This is a genomic window from Brevibacillus jepli (assembly GCF_047229145.1).
Taxonomy (GTDB): domain Bacteria; phylum Bacillota; class Bacilli; order Brevibacillales; family Brevibacillaceae; genus Brevibacillus.
The window spans coordinates 15,312-36,029 of the sequence record NZ_JBFEFW010000045.1; the positions used below are offsets into that span (position 1 = coordinate 15,312).

Here is a 20,718-nt window from a genome sequence, read left to right on the forward strand (position 1 = left end):
CCCGACACTCCTTTCGCTTTAGTCATATCTGATTCGGGGGTCAATAACGGCATACGCCAAATCAACGAGAAGATTGACCAAAACGTACACGCCAGCCACAAATAAAACACTTCCTTGTAGAACCGGATAATCGCGTCTTGCGATTGACTCCACAATCAACCCACCAATACCGGGAATGGCAAATATCGTCTCCGTCACTACCGCTCCCCCCAAAAGCCCTGCTATGCTTGCGCCAATGACTGTCGTCGTCGGAATCATCGCGTTGGACAGCGTGTGCTTCATGAGCACCACACGCTCTTTGAGCCCTTTTGCACGAGCCGTTCGAATGAAGTCCTGGTGCATCACATCCAGCATCCCGTCTCGAAGCATCCGCGAGATAATCCCCGCCTGTTGGACAGACAGGACGACCGCAGGCAAAATCAAATGACGCAACCAGGCTCCGAATCCTTCACTGATGGGAACATATCCTGCAACAGGCAGCCAACGCAGGACGACCGCGAACAATAAAATAAGCAAGAGAGCCAACCAGAAATTAGGGATAGACACCCCCAGCAACGTCACAGACATAAAAGCCGGATCGAGTGCACTCTCCCGCTTCCACACCGCAAGGATTGCTGTAGGAATGGCGATGATTAAGCTGATTATGGAAGCCACAACCGTCAGACTGACTGTTGGGCCCAAGCTTTCCCAAATCGTTTGGGTTACCGGCTCACCAGAAAAGACGGATGTCCCCAGATTGCCTGTCACCACATGCGACACCCACGTGAAAAACTGTGTCAAAAGCGGTTCGTCCAAGCCGAGAGATTGTCGCAATTGCGCCAACTCCTCCGGTGAGGCAGATTCTCCAAGCATCACCATAGCAGGATCGCCAGGGGTTAAGTGAATAATCGTAAATACAATGATTCCGACAACAAGCAAAACCGGGATCAGAGCAAGCAACCGCCGGGCAATATACTGTAGCAAATCCTCCCCCCCTTTACTCAACAGGGACGCTCCGACCATCAGGATTGGCCGGATAACGCCCCCTCTTTTTTACCTACTTCGCGTTCAACCATGTATTCCAAAACGTAATGTTCTTGCGTTCCCCGAAGCCTTCGATTCTCGAACCGATGACGCCCATCCCTATTTCGTTGGTAATTTTGATAACAGGCAGCTCCGCGTAGACGGTCCGGTTAAATTCTCCGAGCAGCTTTTGTTGTTGCTCGCCTTGACCGGACGTGGACCATTCCGTGAGCAGGCTCATGATTTTGGGGCTCTCGTATTTTCCTGGAAATTGGGGATAAAACCACGGGATTGTCGTCGGATCGTATTTGGGCGAGAAGCCTTGAATCTCCAGATCAAAGTTCGCGGGATTTCTTTCCTTTTCCAGCAAGGTAGCCCATTCATATATTTGCAGGTCAACAGTAAACCCTGCTTCCGTTAGCTGTGCCGCCACTACCTGCGCGGTTTTGAAATGATCGTCGTAGCTACTTGTGGCAATCAGACGGATCGGCTCTCCGTTGTACCCCGCTTCCTTCATCAATGCCTTCGCCTTTTGTGGATCGTAGGCGAGATACGCTTCTGTTCCTTCTTTTGTATAAAGGCTCTTCTGATCTGGGAAAAAGATGGCTCCGTCCATCTCGAAGAAGTCCCCGTAGGTCGCTCGTGCGATTTTCTCCTTATCCAACGCGTGATTGACCGCTTGTCTCATGCGCAAATCGTCAAAGGGAGCTTCTGATTTGTCAGGAATGACAGCCATAAAGCTGTCAGGCTTCGATACTCTTGTTTTCAATTCGGTGGCATCCTTTAGCTGCGGGTACAAATCCTGAGGAATCCGCAGTGCAAAATCGTACTGACCTGTACGAACCCCATCGATTCGTACCTGAGCATCCGGGACCATTTCAAAGCGAATTTCGTCTGCAAACGCTTCCTTTTTTCCGGTCAAGCCACCCCAGTCTTCTTCCCGTGAGGCATATTCATCGAATCGTTTTAGCGAGATTCGTTGACCGCGCTTCCAGCTGTCCAAACGATAAGGACCAGTGCCTATGATCTGCGCTTCTTTTAGCGGAGTCGTTCCCGCTTCCTCCGCAATTTTGGCAGGAAGAACAACCATCGCTTGTGTCGGGTCTGCCAGATTACGAATAAAGGGAGCATACGGCTCCTTGAAAACGATCTGTACGGTATGTGTGCTCACTGCTGTGATCGCTTCGACATTTTTGACCATTCGTTTGCCAACTGCTGACATCGATGCCCAGCGATTCAGAGAAGCGACAACGTCTGCTCCGGTCATGACAGACCCATCGTGAAATTTGACACCATCACGCAGGACTATCGTGTACGTCTTCTGATCCTCACTCACCTGATAGCTCTTTGCCAGCATCGGCTGTTCCGTCATGGTCTCATCTAGCGCGAACAATTGCTCATACAGATGATTCGCAACCAATTTTGTCGCACTTGAGGCTGTACTCATCCAGTCTAGTGTCGAAGGGTCTGCATCAAAGGCGACCTTGATCGTTCCGCCTTTTTGCGGGGACAGATTGGCTGTTGCATCTGATTGCTTTACAGTTGCTTCGCTCTGCTGATTCACAGTTCCCTGACTACAGCCAGCGAATAACAATACCATCGTTACACTCGCAATACCGATCCATGTGGAGTAACGCTTGGAATGCATGACATTTCCCCCTTCTTCTGAGACGCTTTGCGTGATTACCAGAAATCGGTTAAAAAATTATATAATATGAAAATTCGGACTTATTAAAAATATACACACTAGAGTCCCCTCTGTATATTTTAGTTTTTTTTGCTATTTTCCAAAAAAATTTTGAAGTATTCACGCAACGAGGGTCACTCATTGCTATTCGTAGAAAGGAAATGGACGCTACTTGACGAAAAAGAGGGATGATTGACGGCATGCAAAAGGGAGGGAATCCGTTGAACGAGAGGGATTGTTTATTGTTGCAGTATATATTCGAAGAGCAGAATCTGACGAGGGCTGCTGAACGCCTCTACATTACCCAACCAGCGTTAACATATCGGGTTCATCTGATTGAAAAAGAATTTGGGGTCAGTATTTTGGCGAAAAAGGGGAAAGGCTTCAAGCTCACACCGGAGGGTGAATACCTAGTCTCTTATGCCAACAAACTATTGATCGAATTGCGCAAAACAAAAAATCATCTTGCTAGCATGCAAGACGAAATACAAGGCTCTCTACGTATTGGCTTCACCAGCTATTTTGGCCGCTATCACCTTCTCCCGCTCTTAAGGGAATTCAACCGATTGTATCCGAAAATCGATATCAATGTAGACGCGGGACTGAGCTCGGAATTATTTGAGTTGCTACTGGACGAGGATATTCATGTGGCTATCATTCGGGGAGATTACAAGTGGTTCGATGAGAAATATTTGCTTCATGAAGAACGCATTTGTCTGATTTCCAAAGAGGAGATTCAATTGGACCAATTACCTTCCCTGCCCAGAATCGTGCCCAAAATTGACAGAAAGACTGCCATTAAATACAAGGAATATACGTATTCCTCCCTGCATCAGACCATCGAGAGCTGGTGGAACGAAAATTATATTGCCCCGCCCAACATCACTATGAAGGTAGACAGCTATGAAACCTGCAAAGAAATGGTCATCAACCATTTGGGCTACGCCATCGTGCCCCGCGTCTTCGCCAAACCGGAAGATGGGCTGTATTGCGTAGATCTAATAGGAACCGACGGTCAACCCATCACCAGAAAGACTTGGATGCTGTATCGGCAGGCCTCCCTGCAATTTAACGTCGTGGCCCGATTCGTCGAATATATCAAATCTCAATCAACCAACTGAAGAATTCTGCACAATTGATAGAGAGAGTGAACACCACACATCTGCACGCGATTCATATGGTCCAAGTACCGCAGCGTATCGGATGCGATTTTTCTCGCTTCTTCTACATCACTAGCATTCATCTGGGCAATCGCTTCCTTTAATTCTATGACCGACAAGGAGTAGACGGCTGGTCGCAAGGTGCGCAAAAGCATGATTTTTTGTATGTGGGACCGATTGAACTTCCTGTACCCGTTTTGTTCATCGCGAAAGGAAGTAATAAGTCCGACCTTTTCCCAATGGCGAATGGTAGAGCTAGGGAGTGCCGTCAGTGCAGATACTTCGCCAATCGTCATCCATTCATCGCTGTTTCCTGATTCCGCTTTGTCTACTGTTGCTCCTGTGTCAGTGAGCATTTGCATGTTTCTTACGGCCAGCTGCTTGTCCTGCTGCAAATTGGTCTGGATCTCATTCACCCGCCATAAAGCAGCGTCCACTTGTCCAGCCTGTATCAGTCGCAGAACCTCAGTCGTAGCTTCCATTCCAAAGCCCGGGGACATGGCTTGAATACATTCAAAATAAGCGACATGCTCCTTCGTATACATGCGGTAGCCACTTGCAGACCGACAGGCAGGTGGAACCAGCCCTTTCTCTTCATAATTTCGTAAAGCGCTCGTGCTTATCTTCAGTTTTCTAGCTATGTCGATAGGACGCATGACCTTGCCCCTCCTCCTCTTTTCTCACCAAGAATAATTAAAGCGCAGTTATAAAGTTTTTTCAAACAAATACTGCTTTATTACGTAAAGATCATCAGTAACCTTAGAATTTGCTCAAATGTTGTACCATGAATATGACAAAAGAAGGAGGCGGATCATCTTATGTATAAAGCTGAATTCGAAAGGCAAATGACAACGCTCATTCAAAAGGGCTATCCTGAAATGGCGGGCATGACAGCAGACGAATTTACGAAAAATTTGGCCCCGCTGCAATCACTGGCAGAAGCTCTCCCGATTCAAGAAGACGACCAGCAAGAGAGCCTCGTACCCTTTGTTCTCGTCGTGAAAGGTGATTGGTTCGACGGAGAAAAAGCGATGCAAGCGATCGAACGGCAAAAGAAAGCTGGCTTCAGTGTGATGGATGCAGAAGATATCAGTCGCTTCAAACCAATCGAAGGTATCGAGCTTCCATCAGGAATGGCTTACCTGATCACCGAAGTAGATACGGGGAGTGAGACACGCAACCTCGCTCCAAATGATGCGATGCCAATCATCCTGGAGCAAAATCGTTCTCCGTTAACGGTAGAAGAAGGAATTGCAATCGTCACTCACTTCCCAGACCTGCTGAAGAAAAATAACGGTTTTTCCTTGCTTGGCTCTCGTTGTGGAGACCGGCGTGTAACAGCTCTGTGGATCAGCGAAAACAAACCGAAGCTCGGCTGGTGCTGGGCAGGAAATCCTCATACGTGGCTTGGCTCCGCTTCCTGTCAGACTCGATTGGGACCAAAAAAACCTTGAAGCTCGTTCAAGGTTTTTTTCTTTGCTCAACCTTATTCCTTCAAGGTAACACCATTTATTTTCAAGTGCGAACGAAACATTTCCAGCATAGATGGCATTGCTTCTTTTTCCGGCCATGAATCTGTCTTCCACAAGCTCGCTTGTTTAAATGCGCGTGGGCAATGCAGGAAGCATTCCTCCACCTTCACAATGACTCCCAGACCGAGGGTTTTTCCCTTCCATTCCTGTTGAGCCAACAACTCCGCATCTCTCGTGATTCTGGCCGTGCCGTTTATGCGCAACACTTCTTCCATGCCCGGAATCAGGAAAATCATGCCGACCTGCGGATTTGAAAGAATATTCAATAACGAGTCAACCCGTCTGTTTCCCATCCGCTCCGGAAAAATAATATGGTGATCGTCTAGTACTTTGACAAAGCCTGGCTCGTCACCTCGCGGGGAAACGTCACATCTCCCATCAGCATCAGCTGTTGATAAGAAAAACAGTGGTGAAATGGACAAGTAGTGGATGACATGCTCCTCAACCTGGGCAATGCTTTTTTTCAAAACGGTCTCGTGTGGGACTCCCACCATGGCTTTCAGCTCTTCTGCACTTGTTACGAGATCCTTTAATTCCAGTGGATTCCAGATGATTCAACACTCTCCTCTCTTTTTGAGAATGATTCTCTCCTATCATAATTCCCACATGATCGTAAAAGCAACAAAGAGGATGCACAATCGCATCCCCCTTGGGTTTTCTTCATCCTTACACCATGACTTTGCAAATATCATTCGTAAACTCTACCGGGTCTTGAATCGGCAAGCCTTCGATCAGAAGCGCCTGATTGTACAAGAGGGCCGTATACAGATTGACCTTTTCCTTGTCCGTTTCAAAAGCACCCTTCAATGACTGGAACACCGCATGGTTCACATTGATTTCCAGTACCTTGTCTGCCTTCACATTCGGATTGTTCGGCATGGCATTCAAGATTTTTTCCATTTCGATCGTTACTTCACCTTCTGTCGACAAGCAGACAGGGTGCGACTTTAATCGTTTGGAAGCTTTTACGGCTTTGACTTTTCCTTCGAGCAGAGATGCCATATAGTCGAACAGCTCTTTATTGTTCTCATTTTCAGCTTCGGCTGCTTTTTCCTCTTCGCCAGGCTCGATTCCCAAATCCCCGCTCGATACGGATTTGAATTCTTTTTCCTTGTAGTTCATCATCATTTTGATCGCGAACTCATCGACGTCATCCGTGAAGTACAGGATTTCGTAGCCTTTTTCGGACACGAGCTCTGTTTGCGGCAGCTTCTCGATTCGCTCGATAGACTCACCGGATGCATAGTAGATGTACTTCTGATCTTCTGGCATTCTCTCTACGTACTCTTCTAGCGTCACCAGCTTCTTCTCTTTGGAAGAGTAGAACATCAACAGGTCCTGCAGCGTTTCTTTATGCGTACCGTAGTCGCTGTACATACCGTATTTCAGCTGTCTGCCAAACGACTTGTAGAACAGCTCGTATTTCTCGCGCTCTGTTTTCAGCAAGCTTTGCAGCTGGCTTTTGATTTTGCTCGTGATGTTTTTCGCAATCAGCTTCAATTGACGGTCATGCTGCAGCATCTCACGGGAAATGTTGAGAGACAAGCTCTCGGAGTCAACCATCCCTTTGACAAAGCTGAAGTAGTCCGGGAGCAAATCCGCGCATTTGTTCATGATCAGTACGCCATTCGCATACAGCTCCAGACCTTTTTCGTACTCCTTCGAGTAATAATCAAACGGCATGCTCTCCGGGATGTACAAGATTGCCTGATAAACCACGGCTCCATCTGCACTGATATGGATATGCTTGAGAGGCTTGTCGAAGCCGTAATGCTTGCTCGCATAAAACTGCTCGTAATCCTCCGTTGTCAGCTCGCTTTTATTTTTTCTCCAAATCGGAACCATGCTGTTCACGATTTGTTCTTCCGTCACTTGTTCGTACTCGTTTTCGCTGCCCTCTTTTGGCTTATGCTGGGTAACATCCATTTTGATCGGGTAACGGATGAAGTCGGAGTACTTTTTGATAATCGCCTTTAAACGATACTCCTCCAAAAACTCGTCGTAGTTCTCTTCTTCCGTATTCTCTTTGATTTCGAGAATAATCTCGGTCCCCACGGAATCTTTTTGATAAGGCTCGATCGTGTAGCCGTCCGCACCGCTGGACTCCCATTTGTACCCAGTGTCGCTGCCCAGCGCTTTACTGATAACCGTAACCTTGTCGGCAACCATGAAGGCGGAGTAGAAGCCTACGCCGAATTGACCAATGATGTTGTAGCCATCCTTCGCGTCGTTTTCTTTTTTGAACGCCAACGAACCGCTCTTCGCAATGACACCCAGATTGTTTTCCAGCTCATCCTGCGTCATCCCGATCCCGGTATCTGTCAGGGTCAGTGTTCTGGTGTCTTTGTTAACCGCTATTTTGATGAAATAGTTCTCTTTATCAAACACCAATTGATCATCGACGAGCGACTTGTAATAAATTTTGTCAATCGCATCACTCGAATTGGAGATCAACTCGCGCAAAAAGATTTCCTTTTGTGTGTAAATAGAATGGATCATCATTTCCAACAGGCGTGTAGACTCTGCTTGAAACTGCTTTTTTTCCATGAAATACCCACCCTTCCGGACTTCTTATGTATTCGTTTTTCATTTTAGCACTCTCACCCTCCGAGTGCTATTCACTATTTTTATAACAGTCCTAGATTTTTCTGTCAATATAAACCATCAACAAAGAATAACCGCTCTCCCCCGACACACGTAGAAAACCCTCCGAAGAGGGTTCCTGATCAGGAGGGAACGGCGATCCAGTCACCATTTTGGTCAATAGTGATCCGAATGTTTTGCCCCAGCATATGGCTGATCGCACTATGTGGAATGAGCACTTGGCCTCAAGGGTCACCTGAACATCATGATTTCGAAGCGGCTTACTTCACGGGAATATAGCCCGTTTTCTCCACTAATTGTTGCCCCTGCGGAGACAAAATCCATTCGATCAATTTCGCTGTATTCGGATTGTCCGTCCCAGCCGTCACTGCGTAAAACTCTGCTGCAAACGGATAGGCTCTATTTTTGATCGTTTCCTTATTAGGCGTAACCCCATCAATCGCCAGTAGACGAATGTTGCCGTTGCGCACCATCTCTGTTGTATAAAACAAGAACGAGTAACCGATCGCATTCGAATAATTTTTGTAGTCGGCTGTTCGTTCAATGATTCCACCCATGCCTGTCACCACGTCCTTTTGCGGAGCGTCTATCAGTGGTTTATCCCCCATGATCTTGAGCAGCATGGTCTGGCTTCCGCTATTTTCTGGCCGCTGAAAAGGGCGAATGAGCTCGTAGCCGCCCCCGACTTCATCCCAAGAAATGATGTCTCCCGTATAGATGTCCTGAATCTGTTGGGTTGTGAGGTCCTGAACAGGATTCTCTGCATTTACAAAAAAGACAAACGCTTCCCTGCCGATTGGTGTCATCTTAAGCTCTACGCCTTTTTCCTTTGCAGCTGCTAGTTGTTGCTCGGACGGACCTGCTGCAAAGATGACATCGACTTTGCCTTCTATTAGATTTTCGTACGCTTTTGGCGTTTTGCTGACCATAACTTCGCCGTGGTCGAGGTCATACGCTTTCTCTGGATAAACAGCCTGCACAAACGCAGCGTATAAAGGATACAAGGCGGTCGCTCCGTCTATTCTGGGCAAATCGGATTGCAAGGACAACGTCGCAGGTTGATCAAGCGTTTGAATCTTGGAGCCTGTGTCAAACGGTTTGTACTGTTCCAGATCGACCTCTGCCTCGCTGACAACAGGAACACTGTTATGGTAATAGCTGCTGATCTCGTATCCTGCAACAGGAAGAGTACAAAAGAGAAAATAGACGAAGAGGGCTCGGTTCCACAACCGACTCTTTTGCGGGGCGAACATTTGTCCGATGATGTAGATGATGAAAACGACCGTCGTGACAGCTACCAGCAGTGAATAAACTCTTTCCTGGGCGTTCAGTGCAGTCATGACCACCGCCACAATTCCGATCACAGTGATGATGGCACCCAAAACGATGCATCCGAAGATTTTCCCTACCATTTCTTTGTTCATTCCTTCTCCTCCCACTTCACCTACCGTTATTATAAACGATTGGAAGAGATTAGGAAGAAGAAGCGCCCAACCATTCCTGGGGATTTTTTGCCCATTGTTGCAAGTCATTCATGAACAGGCTGGCGTGATATCCATCACAAACCGCATGGTGGACTTGCAAAGAAACAGGCAATAGCGTTTTGCCTTCTTGCTCGTAATACTTTCCACTCGTTATGATCGGCAGCAAATACCGCCCATCTCCCGAAATATTCAGATTAAATCCACTGAAGCTAACCCAGGGAATACACGAGACAGGGAAAGTATAGGGCGGTTCCATTTCTTTTGCCACAAGACCTTTGTTGTTCCCGTATTTTTTCATATCCGCTAGATAATGATCATGAAACACTTGAAATTCGTCTGCGAATTCCGTCCACATGGAGGAAAATGTTTGATCGTCCTGATGAAAAAAAGTGAAGCTGGGTATCATGCTCTCCCAATAGCCCAACACGCCATCTGCATGAAAGGAAGTCCGAAATTCACGATGCGTGTTCACTACCTTTGTCACCATATACAGAAATGCCGGATACAGTTTGACACCCTTTTGCCGAAGATGGGGGAGCAATTCTGTTATATCAATGTTGGCTGTCATACTGAAGGTGCAGTTCACATGGTTAAGATAATGTTCGAAATAAGGCTTTCTGTTCCAATTGTCCAGATCGATTCGCTGAAATTTCATGAGAGATACCTCCTAAAATCTTAAAAATGGTGATTTTAGGAGGTGATTCTGCGTGCTCTTACCATTAACACCAACCCTTTTCTGCTATCGTCTGCTTACCATCCCAGCATACCATAGGCAATTGTTCACGGGTATCCGTCTTAAACATCCATATACAGCACATTCCAACGATGACCATCCAAATCAGCGAATCCAGCTCCATACATCCCCGGCCCATGCTCCCGAGGCTCACTAAATACGGTTCCGCCAGCCTCTACTACCCTCTTCGTCAACGCATCTACTTCTTCTCTGCTCTTGGCATCAATCGAAAATAATACTTCCGTCCCGCGCTTCGTATCTGCCAGCTCGTTTTGCGTAAATGATTGAAAGGTAGCCTCTGGGAAAAGCATGATCAACATGTTTTTCTCGCCGATCAACAAGCCTGCTGCATCTTTGCTGTTCTCATGACGCGGGTGAAAAGAGAATCCAAGTGCAGCAAAAAACGATTTGGACTTTTCGAGGTCCTTGACAGGCAAATTGATCCAAAGCTCTTTTGTCATGGAAAATTCTCCTTTACCTTTTTGGATGGATAATACGAGTCTCTCTTCTTTAAGAATAGCAGAATCATGTGCCGATGCTTCTTCTCGATTGCTATTTATTAGAAAACCTTTCATTCATATTATTGCGATATTGACACTCGGAATTAGAACCGATAAAGTATTGGATAAACTTGGTGATAAAAGCGCAAAAATTCTAAAAAATATAACGAGGTGGGCAAATGGCAAACGATTTGATTCAAGCAATTACCCTCTTAAAACAAAAAGAATGGGTAGATCTCACGCACACATTCGGTCCGGAGTCTCCGCACTTCCACGCCTTTGACGCCGCCGAATTTCAGACACTGTTCACGCATGACGACGGCTTCCTTGCCCAGCGCTTCTCATTTCCTGGACAGTACGGTACCCACCTGGATGCTCCCATTCACTTCGTTCGCAACAAGCGTTACTTGGACGAGATCGAGCTGAAGGAACTCGTATTGCCACTCGTTGTCATCGACAAATCAAAGGAAGCAGAAGCTAACAATGATTACTCGTTATCTGTGGAAGATGTTTTAGCGTTCGAAGCTGAACATGGCCCAATCGAGAGCGGATCATTCGTCGCCTTGCGCACAGACTGGAGCAAACGCTGGCCGGATGTGGAGGCCTTCAACAATAAGGATGCAGATGGCAACAATCACGCTCCTGGCTGGTCAGTAGAAGCGCTGAAATTTTTGTTCGAGGAAAGACAAATCAAAGCAGTCGGTCATGAGACATTCGATACAGATGCCACTATTGATTACCGGAAAAACGGAGCACTCTTGGGCGAATATTATGTGCTCGATCAAGACACCTATCAAGTAGAGCTGCTCAAAAACCTCGATAAGCTTCCGGCAAAAGGCGCTGTGATCGTAAACATTACACCAAAGCCTGAAAAAGCATCCGGGTTTCCTGTTCGTTCGTTTGCGATCTTGCCCTAACCGCCTCTCTTCCATCATGCGCAGCGCAGCTCAACAGGCTGCGCTTTTTACTTGGAGTAGCCAGGGGCCCCCCAGTATCCTAAAGGGGGCCATTCGTTCCTTTTTACCTTGCTGGCTGGTCGGAGCCAAATCGGTGTTCTGCCTCTTTTACCGCTTGCTCTTCGAAGAGAGGATTTGTAATTACGCTTTCTTTTCTTGCGTATGCTTCAAAATCGCTTCGATCACGACATCCCAATCTCCATGAGGAAGCTCATGTCCCGTTTCTTCCAATGTGAGCAAGACTGCTCCCGGAATGGTGTTCGCTAGATGTAATCCATGCTCATAAGGGATCAGTGGATCTTCTGTACCGTGAATTACGAGAGCAGGGACAGCGATTTCCCCTGTCCGAACCAGGTACGTTTCCCCGCCAGTCACAAAGGCGTGGTTGTTCTTGCTCGGATAATGATTGCTTCTGGCGATATCTCTTTGCGCCAATTCACGAACGTGCGGCTCATCAAATGGATGCTTGGAACCGATAAGAACCTTCGAACTGACCACTGCTAGCTCTAAAACCTTTTGTTCATCCTCCCAGTTTATGTCCCCCATATTGCTGAAAAACTCCATCAGCTTCTCACCGATTGGCGGGAGTCCAGGAGCAAAATTCGACGATGCATGCAATGTGATCGTTCGAACTCTTTCGGGATGACGCAATGCAATGATTTGTGCAAGCATTCCGCCCATTGACATGCCGACAAGGTGCGCTTGCTGAACGCCGTATGCCTCCAGTACATGAACGGCATCATCTGCCATATCTTCAAACGTATAGCCTGGCTGGCCAACCTCATAGGTGGTAGAGCGTCCGACATCCCGATTGTCAAAACGAATGACAAATCGCCCTGCGTCAGCTAAGCGCTGGCAAAATTCTTCCTCCCACCACAACATGGACGTTTGGGCACCCATAATCAGCAAAACCGCCGGATCTGTGGACTTCCCAAAGCTTTCCGTACATATTTCCACACCGTTCACTTTCAGTATCTGTTCTGCCATTGTACGTATTCCTCCTCAACGAATGGAAAAAAACACAGGCTAGGCTGCCTGTGCTTACGTCATCGAAAAGGGAAGAGGAAATTCCATTCTCTTCGCAGATCATGCAAACAGAGGAGGTCATTACCTTTGCCTACCTCACTCACATTTGCCTATGATTCAATTGGGTTACCGTAGCGGCAATCCATTTTTCGATTCGTATGCACACAACATAGCCTTTTCACGCTATTTCATCGATTGTGTTGTGCGAATAAAGGATCGAAAAATTAATTTGCCACACGTAACCCTCCGTTCAATATAAGTTGTGCCCATCCTACCACATGCTTTATCAGCTGTCAACGATTGGCAGCTTCGACAGTTCGTATTCCTGCTTCCGCAAAAGCCGTCTCAGCATCTTGGGTACGCCGCAGCTCGACTACTTGATCACATGCCAGTTTGGAAAGAATTTGGTCATGTGTAATGATGACGACCGTTTTGCCTGCCTCTGCCAGCTTTTTCACCCATGCAGCCACCTTCAGTACTCCGTCACCGTCTAGTCCGCTGGTAGGTTCGTCCAGCACGATCAATTCCGCATCAGAGCAATAGGCGGCGGCCATCGTGACACGCTGCTTCTCTCCACCGGATAATGATGCAGGATGCCGATCTCGAAGCTCACGCAATCCGAAAGCATCCATCGCTTCGTACGCCTTTTCGCGGAGCTCTTCATTCAAACTTTTTCCTAACACGATTTCGTTTCCGACACTGTCTGCGTAGAGCTGATAGTCCGCATCCTGCATCACCAAATAGCTCGCTGTTCGTCTTTTGCTGGCAGACAGCGTGCTCCCCCCACGGACGACCGTTCCTTTTCGCTCACGAAGCAGTCCACACAGAACTTTGCAAAGTGTAGTCTTACCCGTACCATTGTCTCCGGTCAGAGCTGTCACACTTCCCTTCGGAAGCGAGATGTTAATATCGGTGATACCGTCGTTTTTCTTTTTATAAAAATAGCTTAGCCCTCTTCCCTCCACCGTGAGTTCGGACGTCTCTGGCAGCTCCCGATTCCCCGCCGATTCAGGAAGAGTCATATCAGGATGACGCAAACCGTATACGCGCACATCATCTTGAGACAGCTGGCAAAACTCGTCCTTCGTCCACGTACGTGCGATTTTGCCATTTTCCATGCAGACAAACAAATCCACAACCGGTAAAAAAGGGGTCAGCCGATGCTCGCTGATGAGCAGGGTTGTGCCGTTTTGTTTGAGCTTGCCCAAAATATCAATCAGGTTTTGTGTAGAGGGAAAGTCCAGATTAGCGGTAGGCTCATCCAGTAAGAGCAGCGGTGGTGTCAAAACGGATGCAGCCGCGATCGCCACCCGTTGCTTCTGCCCACTGGACAGCTTGTGTAGAGAATCGTTGAGCAAGTGGGAAATTCCGAGCTGATTCGCCTGCTTGTCAATTCGCGTCCGAATCTCGTCTGGTGCCATTCCGAGGTTTTCGGCTGAAAACGCCAGCTCATCCCGGACGGTTTCCATGAAAAACTGGCTGCGGGGATCTTGAAACACGACGCCCATGAGCCTGGTACGTTCATCCCGCAGCATGTTCGCAGGACTTTTTCCACCGACACTTACTTCACCAGTGAGACGTCCGGCATAAAAATTCGGTGCGAGACCATTGACCAGTCGCATAATCGTACTTTTGCCGCAGCCTGACCGCCCACATAGCACGACGCACTGTCCGGCTTTTACCGATAGATTCATATTTTTCACGCCGGTTTCACTGTCATACCCTCCATCATCCAGTCCGTAATGAAACGTGACATCTTTGAGCTCAATCACGAAATCAATCCTCCCGTCCAGTAAATAGCAGATCCTATGAGCGCATACAGCCCTACGACGATACCATCTGTGATTTTGAATCCAATCGGATAAATTGAGCTACGAGAGTTCGTGCATTCGATTCCGCGGAGCTCAGCCGAAGACGCCAGCTCTGACGACAGCTTCAGGCAACGTACGACCAACGGCATAAAAAAACATTCGTAAGCCATGGCCGGATGCCTCAAGATACTGTACCAATGCGGAAATATCCCTCTGGCCCGGATGCCATCACGAATTGCTTTCATTTCTAGAAGAACAATGGGGAAAAAACGAATCAGAATGCAAATCATCACCAAAATCGGTTTAGGGACTGCCATCCTCTCAAACGCACTCATGATACTGCCAGGTGGCGTATAGATCAGGACCGTCCCAATCATAATGACTGGCATCATTCTGACAATGGTGTAGAAAATGAGCTTCATCGTTCCCAGCGCTAACGCATTCGGCATGAAAAACACAAAAGCCATGCACACACAATAGAGCACGACTAATTGAAATGCCTTTCTGGACAGGTGATTCCATACCAAGTACACTACACTTAGTGCCACCAGCAAATGCACCTGCATATCATCACGTACGATCATGGCCAAGATACTCGCGATAACCAGCACTAACAAATGCGTTCTGGGACCGAGCCGCCGCATACGGGTTTTCCCTTTTTCATAATCTTCTTCATACATCCGACAAACACCCCTACCACCGAGATCACGCACATCCCCAGACAAAAAGGGACATGGAGCAGTTCAGCACTACCTTTACAAATCGTAATGATAATGATGATCATAATCTCTAGCAAGACCACTGGTAGACATACGTCTTTTCGTGGTATGTTTTCGTCCGATCACGGCATGGATGGTGACTATAATGAAAGATATTTTGACGGAACTACATACGCCGTGTTTGTTACAATGCGGTTTTTATCCCGACGACGATTACGGTCCATACAATCGCGAGGGTGCTTGCTTTTCCGTTTTGCCACAGAAAGGTCAGGGACGTTACTGGACCTATGCGCGCGACAACCTGTTTTCTATTTCGATGCAAGATTTCGTCTTTTACGAGGATTTGTTCCTGGAGTTCCAGCAGCCCAAGTATGTGAGCGTCAATTATTACGATTCGGTCTCTGGCGAAGAATTCAACCCGTACAAACGATTGTCATCTGGCTGCATCCGCGTACATATCGGCTATAACAATCTGTATCGGGCGAGCTACCGGAAAAACGTTCCGATTCGCTCGACAGCCATTGAGATTATGCCGGAATATTACGAGGACTATTTGAAAAGGAAATACCCAGTAGAGTATAAGGACTTGCGCTCGTCCTTTATTACTGTGGACGGCATGACGAATTTTTCGGAGTTTGTTTTCTTGCTGCGACAGATCCGTCAGTTTCGCGGAACCGGAATGTCTGCCAAGCTGTACTATGAAGGAAAAGTCGCAGAAGCGGTATCGCTGATCGTCGAGAGGGCAAAAGCGCACAAAAAAGTGTATCCAACCAAAAGCATTTCCCGAGAGGATTTGGACAGCTTGTCAGCCGTGACCGCCTACATCGATGATCACTTCGCCTCTGAAATGCACTTGGAGCACCTCGCCAGGATCGCCTGCATGGGACTCACCAAGCTCAAATACACCTTTAAGCTAGCTTACCAATGCACCATTACAGAATATATCCAAAACAAGCGCATGAATCACGCCGAGCAATTGCTCACGAGCACCGATTTACACATCAATCAGATTGCGTATATCGTAGGTTACCACAACTCCAGTCGGTTTTCGGAGCTGTTTCGCAAAAGCACCGGGCTGTTGCCTAACGAATACCGGAGATTCACTGTTACGACCAGATAGGATCACGGTAAAAAGCTGTAGCCGATGATGTGGCTACAGCTTCTTTTCAGGATTGCCTGTTGATCATGCAGTACCATCGAGAATGAAGTCCGCTCTCTTATGCGGTTCGTGCTGCTCCCGATACAAGTCTTCTGCCACCATCCACTGATTTTCCCAAAGATCGCGAGCTGCTTCTCCATCTCGCTTTAGCCCTCTTGAAAGTCTTACGCTTCTTGGTGTCTCGATCCAAATCGTCAGATCGTAATACGTGGCCAGCTCCCTTCGAATAGCGTATACTCCTTCCACGATTACAATTCCTCCGACCGGAACCGTGTGCCACTCGGCTAATTTGTCCGTTTCCCAATCATACCTTTGATAGCGTCCTGGTTTATTCTGAAGGAGCGGTTCCAGCACTTGCCTAGCCAGACGCTCCCAGTCAAAATCCACCCCAATGGATTTGTTTGCGGGCTTTGTGTCCGTTCGTTGCGAAGACGGCAAGTAGAAATCATCCATATGAACAATCGTCACGTCATCGCAAGCCGCTTTTATTTTTTCAGCTAAGGTACTTTTCCCAGCACCTCCACCACCATCGATCCCTATGAGTAGTGAAGTGCCCTTCTTCGAGCTTTGCGCGATTGCGTCCATCAGTTGTTCGAACATTATTTCTCCCCGTTTGCAACAAACAGCAGCTTTCGCACACGCTCATCCCTCAGCCACAATCCGCCCCACATCAAAATCGCGAGGTAAACTGCAAACAGCGTATGCGTAAACAGTGGTGCATCGACACGGATTTGGGTAGCAATCACCCCACCGAAAAATCCTGTCAACAAAAGTGCCCCCAAAACAGCCGTTCGCGGAATGGCATACAATACCGTTGATACCAAGGCGAGAATTCCAATCAAGCCAATGTGATGCTCCGCATACCCGAGCACGAGAGTTCCCTCCACTACAGGAGCAGGCTGGATGAGTTTGAATACGCCGTCAAATAGCATAAAAAGAATGACAAGTCCGCTCATCGTACGTGCGATCCACAGCCGTGTTTTTGAAATTTGATTCCGCATGGGTGCCCACCTTTCCTTTTTTCCTAAACAGATCGTAGCACATAGTAAGCACCAACATTTCTTCTGTATTGCTCTATTCAAGGGACAGTATTTTTGAAAAACGAAAAAAACCTCCTCAAATGAGAAGGTTCTGAATTCGTGAACAGGATTAAACTGGCAGCGTAACTCTGTAGCCTGGTTGGTTTTTCGGATGGTTTTGATTCAAGAATACGCCACGATCATTTTTCAATACGATTACTTCAAAGAATGGACGGAAACGCTCTTCCGAGATACCGAATGCAGTCAAGAACTTGCCAAACAGCTCTTGCTCTTCGCGCTCAGGCTGTCCATCTGCCAGGGAAGAATCGATCAGGTTGACCAGGATGCACATTTTTTGAGCATCTGTGAGCATTGGCGTTACTTCGCTCAGGAATTTCTCGATGGAGTTTTTGCGTGTATATTTCATCGCGTTTTCGAGCAGGAGTCTGTTATTGGCACCTACACCAATCACGCCGTTGCTTTCTTCACCGCCCAATACAGCGAGCAATTGACCGATTTCCTCGTGGTCCATTTCTCCATCAGATTTCATCATATAGAGCAAGGAACACGCGAATCCAAAGTGAGGGGTCATTTCTTCCCCTTTGTCTGTTTTAAACATATCAAACAATCCCACGCAAAAAACCTCCTATGTATACCAAGATAGTATAATTTTACTATCAACTGGATAATGTTAGCAACAGTTGTCCGGGTAAGCATTTTTGCTATAAACAATAAAAGAAGTGCCAGCCTACTGAGCCGACACTTCCTTTTCTATCTCTTATTTCATTTGTTGTACGTTGTAGCCTTTTGCCTTCAGCTGATCGATAACCATGCCTTTCATCGAGAAGTGGGCAGCACCAACCACGACGAAGGAAGTATGTTCTCCTTCTTTCTCCAGTACTTCTGCCAGCTTATTGGCCATGTTTTTGTCCCGCTCACCGAGCAGACGCTGATTCACTTCGCCTTCACCGAAATCACCATGTGTCGTCATGAACTGAGTGAAGCCTCCCAGATCGCCCTTTACCCATTTTGTCTGCATTTCTGTTAAGATTTTTGCGCTTTCCTGCAGCCCGTTTTCAGCCAGTACACTATCTAATATGATATTCAATTCTTTTTCCTGTTGCTCTGCTGGTACACCTGAGAGCAAATCGGCTTGCAGCTTAATGCCCTCCAGCTCTTTGATCGGCTTCTCATCCAGCATTGCCTTCGTCAGGAAGTACCTGTCGATACCGGATAGCATTGCGAACTGAACATCCGTTTCGTTGTCTACATAGCCAAGCGTTGGTACAGACAAGGAAACGGCGAATGGCTTGTACGTGTCAAAAGAATTCGCTGGCAGCTGCAGCTTCGCAAGTAATTTCTGCACCTTTTGGTACGTCTCCGCGGATACATGATCCTTCAGCGTCGTTCCATCTGTGTATACCATTTTTTGCACTAAATAATCATTGTCACCATTGATAATATCTGCTTCGACCCACAGTTCATCGGATTGTTCATACGCTTCCCGGATGTCCTTTTGCATCGGGTACATATCTGCGATCCCCATGTGAATCGAGCCAAGCAAATACATGGTGTTTTTGTCGTTGGTCACTTTCCACATGAAGCCTTCGGCACCGGCAGCCATCGTATCGTATGCGAACTCAACCAGTCTGCTCGCCATCACAGTTGCTTGTTCAACCGTACTTGGCTGATTCAGCTCAAGACCAGCACTTGTCCCTTTTACCAAGCCTTTTTTCTTCATGTAGTCAATCGGATTATTCCCGGTCATTTCGAAGGCTGCTGGCAATTCATAATTCGCCAATAGCTTGTACAAGGAAGTGATGACTGCTTCTCTCGTCATCACCTTGTCAGTCGCATGGGACAAGGAAGCGTTCTTTTTCTTGAGGCCAAGAAGATCCAGCTTTTTCGCTGTTCCCTCCATCAAGGTAATAAACTTGTCAGCAGAGATCGCTTGCTGAAAAGAACCATCCTGATACCACGCCAATGGAAAAATTCCGTATTTCTCCCCTTCGTTCAACGTGCTTACCGACCAAGGACTAAGTTCTGGAGCTACAGGTGTCTGGCCGTGAACGGGAAACACATACCCAAGCAATAGCGCCAAGCTGAGTGCACCTGCGCCCGCCCAGCGAGTCAGTTTGCTCCAGCGTTTGTTTAGTTTCATGAAACCTTCTCCTCTCGATTCTAAGCTGAATGATTTGTGGGGCTCTATCTCAATGGTAGATTATACCACAATCTTCTGGAAGAGATAACCGAATGATAGAAAAGAATAGTAAAATCACTCTTTTTCAGTATACATAAAAAAGCGTCGTTCCGGATGGTCGACGCTTTTCTATGTAACTGCCTATTATCGATTCGGTTTGGTCATATAAAGATACAACGTCCACGGGGCAAATACGAGAATCAGCAGCAGACATAAGCCAATCCCGCCCACCTTATCCAAAATAACTTTTATGTTCGGATACCCATGCGGCAAACGTTCTTGCAGGCTTTCCCGTCACTTGCTCCACCGTGGGTAAGACGGTGTAGCCCACTTCTGGTGGATTTTTGCCCATGGCTACGAAAAACTCGATATCTGCTTCTTCATAGCCCTGATCTCTCCAGTTCTGCCGTGCCTGCTCCTCCGAAAGCTCTTCGAACCGTATTTCTTTCTGTAAAATTTTCGAAATTATCTGAACTGATTCAATGCGGGTAAGAGCCTCTGGACCCGTAAGAAAATAGCTTTGTCCATGGTGTCCTGATTCAAGTAAGGCAGTCACGGATACACTTGCGATGTCCGCTTCGTGTACTTTGGCGCTTAAGGCATTCCCAAAAGGCTCGCGGACGACTCCCTCCGAACGAATCGATTCCTGCCAATCGATCATCGCATTTGCCATGAATTCCACAGGCTTCAGGAGAGTCCATTCCATCCCGCTATTTGCCAGTGCTGCTTCCACAGGCCCTTCGGTGTCGCTAACTAATACGGACACACGCTTCACGCCAGCTCTTTGTGCCATTTCGATCATTTTCGGATCGGTTTGGAAGGTGTAGCTAGAAGCGATTAAGTGCAGAGCAGTGACATCTTGCAACGCCGCTTCCAAACTTTCCGGGATAGCCAGATCACCTGCAACCACCTCTACTCCTGCTGGCAGGTCGGCTTGCTCAGGTTTACGCGAAATCGCACGCACGTTAACTCCTTTTTTCAGAAGCTGATCCACGACATGTCTCCCTACTGTACCTGTTGCACCTGTTACTAAAATCGTCATTTTGTATATCCTCCCACTATAAAGTAATGTTTTCTCCTGTTTTCTCGCTCATTCTCTGTTTTTTAACTTTGACATCTTAAAGCT

Annotated in this window: 20 protein-coding genes; 4 read left to right on the forward strand and 16 right to left on the reverse strand. The window is 47.2% G+C overall.

The genetic code is table 11. The annotated features are described in order from the left end of the window. Window positions 1–18: 18 nt before the first annotated feature. Window positions 19–963: an ABC transporter permease gene (locus AB1L17_RS29305; RefSeq protein WP_412848439.1), complete on the reverse strand. Its 945-nt coding sequence runs from the start codon at window positions 961–963 to the stop codon at window positions 19–21. A gap of 73 nt (window positions 964–1,036) precedes the next feature. After that, window positions 1,037–2,650 (reverse strand): ABC transporter substrate-binding protein, encoded by a 1,614-nt coding sequence (locus AB1L17_RS29310; protein ID WP_412848440.1) that lies wholly within the window; start codon window positions 2,648–2,650, stop codon window positions 1,037–1,039. A gap of 260 nt (window positions 2,651–2,910) precedes the next feature. On the opposite strand from AB1L17_RS29310, the gene AB1L17_RS29315 reads away from it, so the two are divergent. Next, window positions 2,911–3,810, forward strand: coding sequence for a LysR family transcriptional regulator (locus tag AB1L17_RS29315; RefSeq protein WP_412848441.1), 900 nt, complete (start codon window positions 2,911–2,913; stop codon window positions 3,808–3,810). Here the strand turns inward: AB1L17_RS29315 and AB1L17_RS29320 are convergent. Further along, window positions 3,795–4,505, reverse strand: a complete 711-nt coding sequence (locus AB1L17_RS29320; protein WP_412848442.1) for a MerR family DNA-binding transcriptional regulator — start codon at window positions 4,503–4,505, stop codon at window positions 3,795–3,797. The two genes, AB1L17_RS29315 and AB1L17_RS29320, sit on opposite strands and share 16 nt — an antisense overlap. A gap of 162 nt (window positions 4,506–4,667) precedes the next feature. On the opposite strand from AB1L17_RS29320, the gene AB1L17_RS29325 reads away from it, so the two are divergent. Next, entirely contained in the window at window positions 4,668–5,303 is a 636-nt protein-coding gene (locus AB1L17_RS29325; RefSeq protein ID WP_412848443.1) for a DUF5701 family protein, read from the forward strand. A 32-nt stretch (window positions 5,304–5,335) separates the two neighbouring features. Here the strand turns inward: AB1L17_RS29325 and AB1L17_RS29330 are convergent, their stop codons facing one another. The 5 genes from AB1L17_RS29330 to AB1L17_RS29350 form a co-directional block, all read right to left on the reverse strand. Then, complete coding sequence (locus AB1L17_RS29330; protein WP_412848458.1) at window positions 5,336–5,932, reverse strand: MSMEG_1061 family FMN-dependent PPOX-type flavoprotein; 597 nt, start codon at window positions 5,930–5,932, stop codon at window positions 5,336–5,338. Window positions 5,933–6,047: 115 nt separating this feature from the next. Continuing rightward, entirely contained in the window at window positions 6,048–7,928 is a 1,881-nt protein-coding gene (gene htpG / locus AB1L17_RS29335) for a molecular chaperone HtpG (protein ID WP_412848444.1), read from the reverse strand. Window positions 7,929–8,245: 317 nt separating this feature from the next. Further along, window positions 8,246–9,409, reverse strand: coding sequence for a PstS family phosphate ABC transporter substrate-binding protein (locus tag AB1L17_RS29340; protein ID WP_412848445.1), 1,164 nt, complete (start codon window positions 9,407–9,409; stop codon window positions 8,246–8,248). A 49-nt stretch (window positions 9,410–9,458) separates the two neighbouring features. Continuing rightward, the gene (gene catA, locus AB1L17_RS29345; protein ID WP_412848446.1) at window positions 9,459–10,124 is read right to left on the reverse strand and encodes a type A chloramphenicol O-acetyltransferase; all 666 of its coding nucleotides are present in this window, start codon (window positions 10,122–10,124) and stop codon (window positions 9,459–9,461) included. A gap of 140 nt (window positions 10,125–10,264) precedes the next feature. Next, a complete protein-coding gene (locus AB1L17_RS29350) occupies window positions 10,265–10,663 on the reverse strand; it encodes a VOC family protein (protein ID WP_412848447.1) in 399 nt (132 codons plus the stop codon). Between the two features lie 218 nt (window positions 10,664–10,881). Between AB1L17_RS29350 and AB1L17_RS29355 the strand changes: the two genes are divergently transcribed. Then, a complete protein-coding gene (locus AB1L17_RS29355) occupies window positions 10,882–11,619 on the forward strand; it encodes a cyclase family protein (protein ID WP_412848448.1) in 738 nt (245 codons plus the stop codon). Between the two features lie 180 nt (window positions 11,620–11,799). Here the strand turns inward: AB1L17_RS29355 and mleBRB are convergent, their stop codons facing one another. From mleBRB to AB1L17_RS29370, 3 genes are all read right to left on the reverse strand, one after another. Continuing rightward, window positions 11,800–12,645: a BRB family alpha/beta fold macrolide esterase gene (mleBRB, locus tag AB1L17_RS29360; RefSeq protein ID WP_412848449.1), complete on the reverse strand. Its 846-nt coding sequence runs from the start codon at window positions 12,643–12,645 to the stop codon at window positions 11,800–11,802. 332 nt (window positions 12,646–12,977) lie between these two features. Continuing rightward, window positions 12,978–14,456, reverse strand: coding sequence for an ABC transporter ATP-binding protein (locus AB1L17_RS29365; RefSeq protein ID WP_412848450.1), 1,479 nt, complete (start codon window positions 14,454–14,456; stop codon window positions 12,978–12,980). Continuing rightward, window positions 14,453–15,175, reverse strand: coding sequence for an energy-coupling factor transporter transmembrane component T family protein (locus AB1L17_RS29370; protein WP_412848451.1), 723 nt, complete (start codon window positions 15,173–15,175; stop codon window positions 14,453–14,455). The genes AB1L17_RS29365 and AB1L17_RS29370 overlap by 4 nt, the downstream gene beginning before the upstream one ends. Before the next feature lie 184 nt (window positions 15,176–15,359). Here AB1L17_RS29370 and AB1L17_RS29375 point away from each other — a divergent pair, with 184 nt between their 5' ends. Then, entirely contained in the window at window positions 15,360–16,334 is a 975-nt protein-coding gene (locus tag AB1L17_RS29375; RefSeq protein WP_412848452.1) for a helix-turn-helix domain-containing protein, read from the forward strand. A 63-nt stretch (window positions 16,335–16,397) separates the two neighbouring features. Here the strand turns inward: AB1L17_RS29375 and AB1L17_RS29380 are convergent, their stop codons facing one another. The 5 genes from AB1L17_RS29380 to AB1L17_RS29400 form a co-directional block, all read right to left on the reverse strand. Then, on the reverse strand, window positions 16,398–16,973 hold the full coding sequence (locus AB1L17_RS29380) for a uridine kinase family protein (protein ID WP_412848453.1): 576 nt from the start codon (window positions 16,971–16,973) through the stop codon (window positions 16,398–16,400). Next, window positions 16,973–17,374 (reverse strand): DoxX family protein, encoded by a 402-nt coding sequence (locus AB1L17_RS29385; RefSeq protein ID WP_412848454.1) that lies wholly within the window; start codon window positions 17,372–17,374, stop codon window positions 16,973–16,975. Before AB1L17_RS29385 ends, AB1L17_RS29380 begins: the two co-directional genes overlap by 1 nt. A gap of 148 nt (window positions 17,375–17,522) precedes the next feature. Beyond that, complete coding sequence (locus AB1L17_RS29390) at window positions 17,523–18,026, reverse strand: tellurite resistance TerB family protein (protein WP_412848455.1); 504 nt, start codon at window positions 18,024–18,026, stop codon at window positions 17,523–17,525. 144 nt (window positions 18,027–18,170) lie between these two features. Further along, a complete protein-coding gene (locus tag AB1L17_RS29395) occupies window positions 18,171–19,553 on the reverse strand; it encodes a TraB/GumN family protein (RefSeq protein WP_412848456.1) in 1,383 nt (460 codons plus the stop codon). A gap of 271 nt (window positions 19,554–19,824) precedes the next feature. Continuing rightward, a complete protein-coding gene (locus tag AB1L17_RS29400; protein ID WP_412848457.1) occupies window positions 19,825–20,634 on the reverse strand; it encodes an NAD(P)H-binding protein in 810 nt (269 codons plus the stop codon). Between the last annotated feature and the right edge of the window lie 84 nt (window positions 20,635–20,718).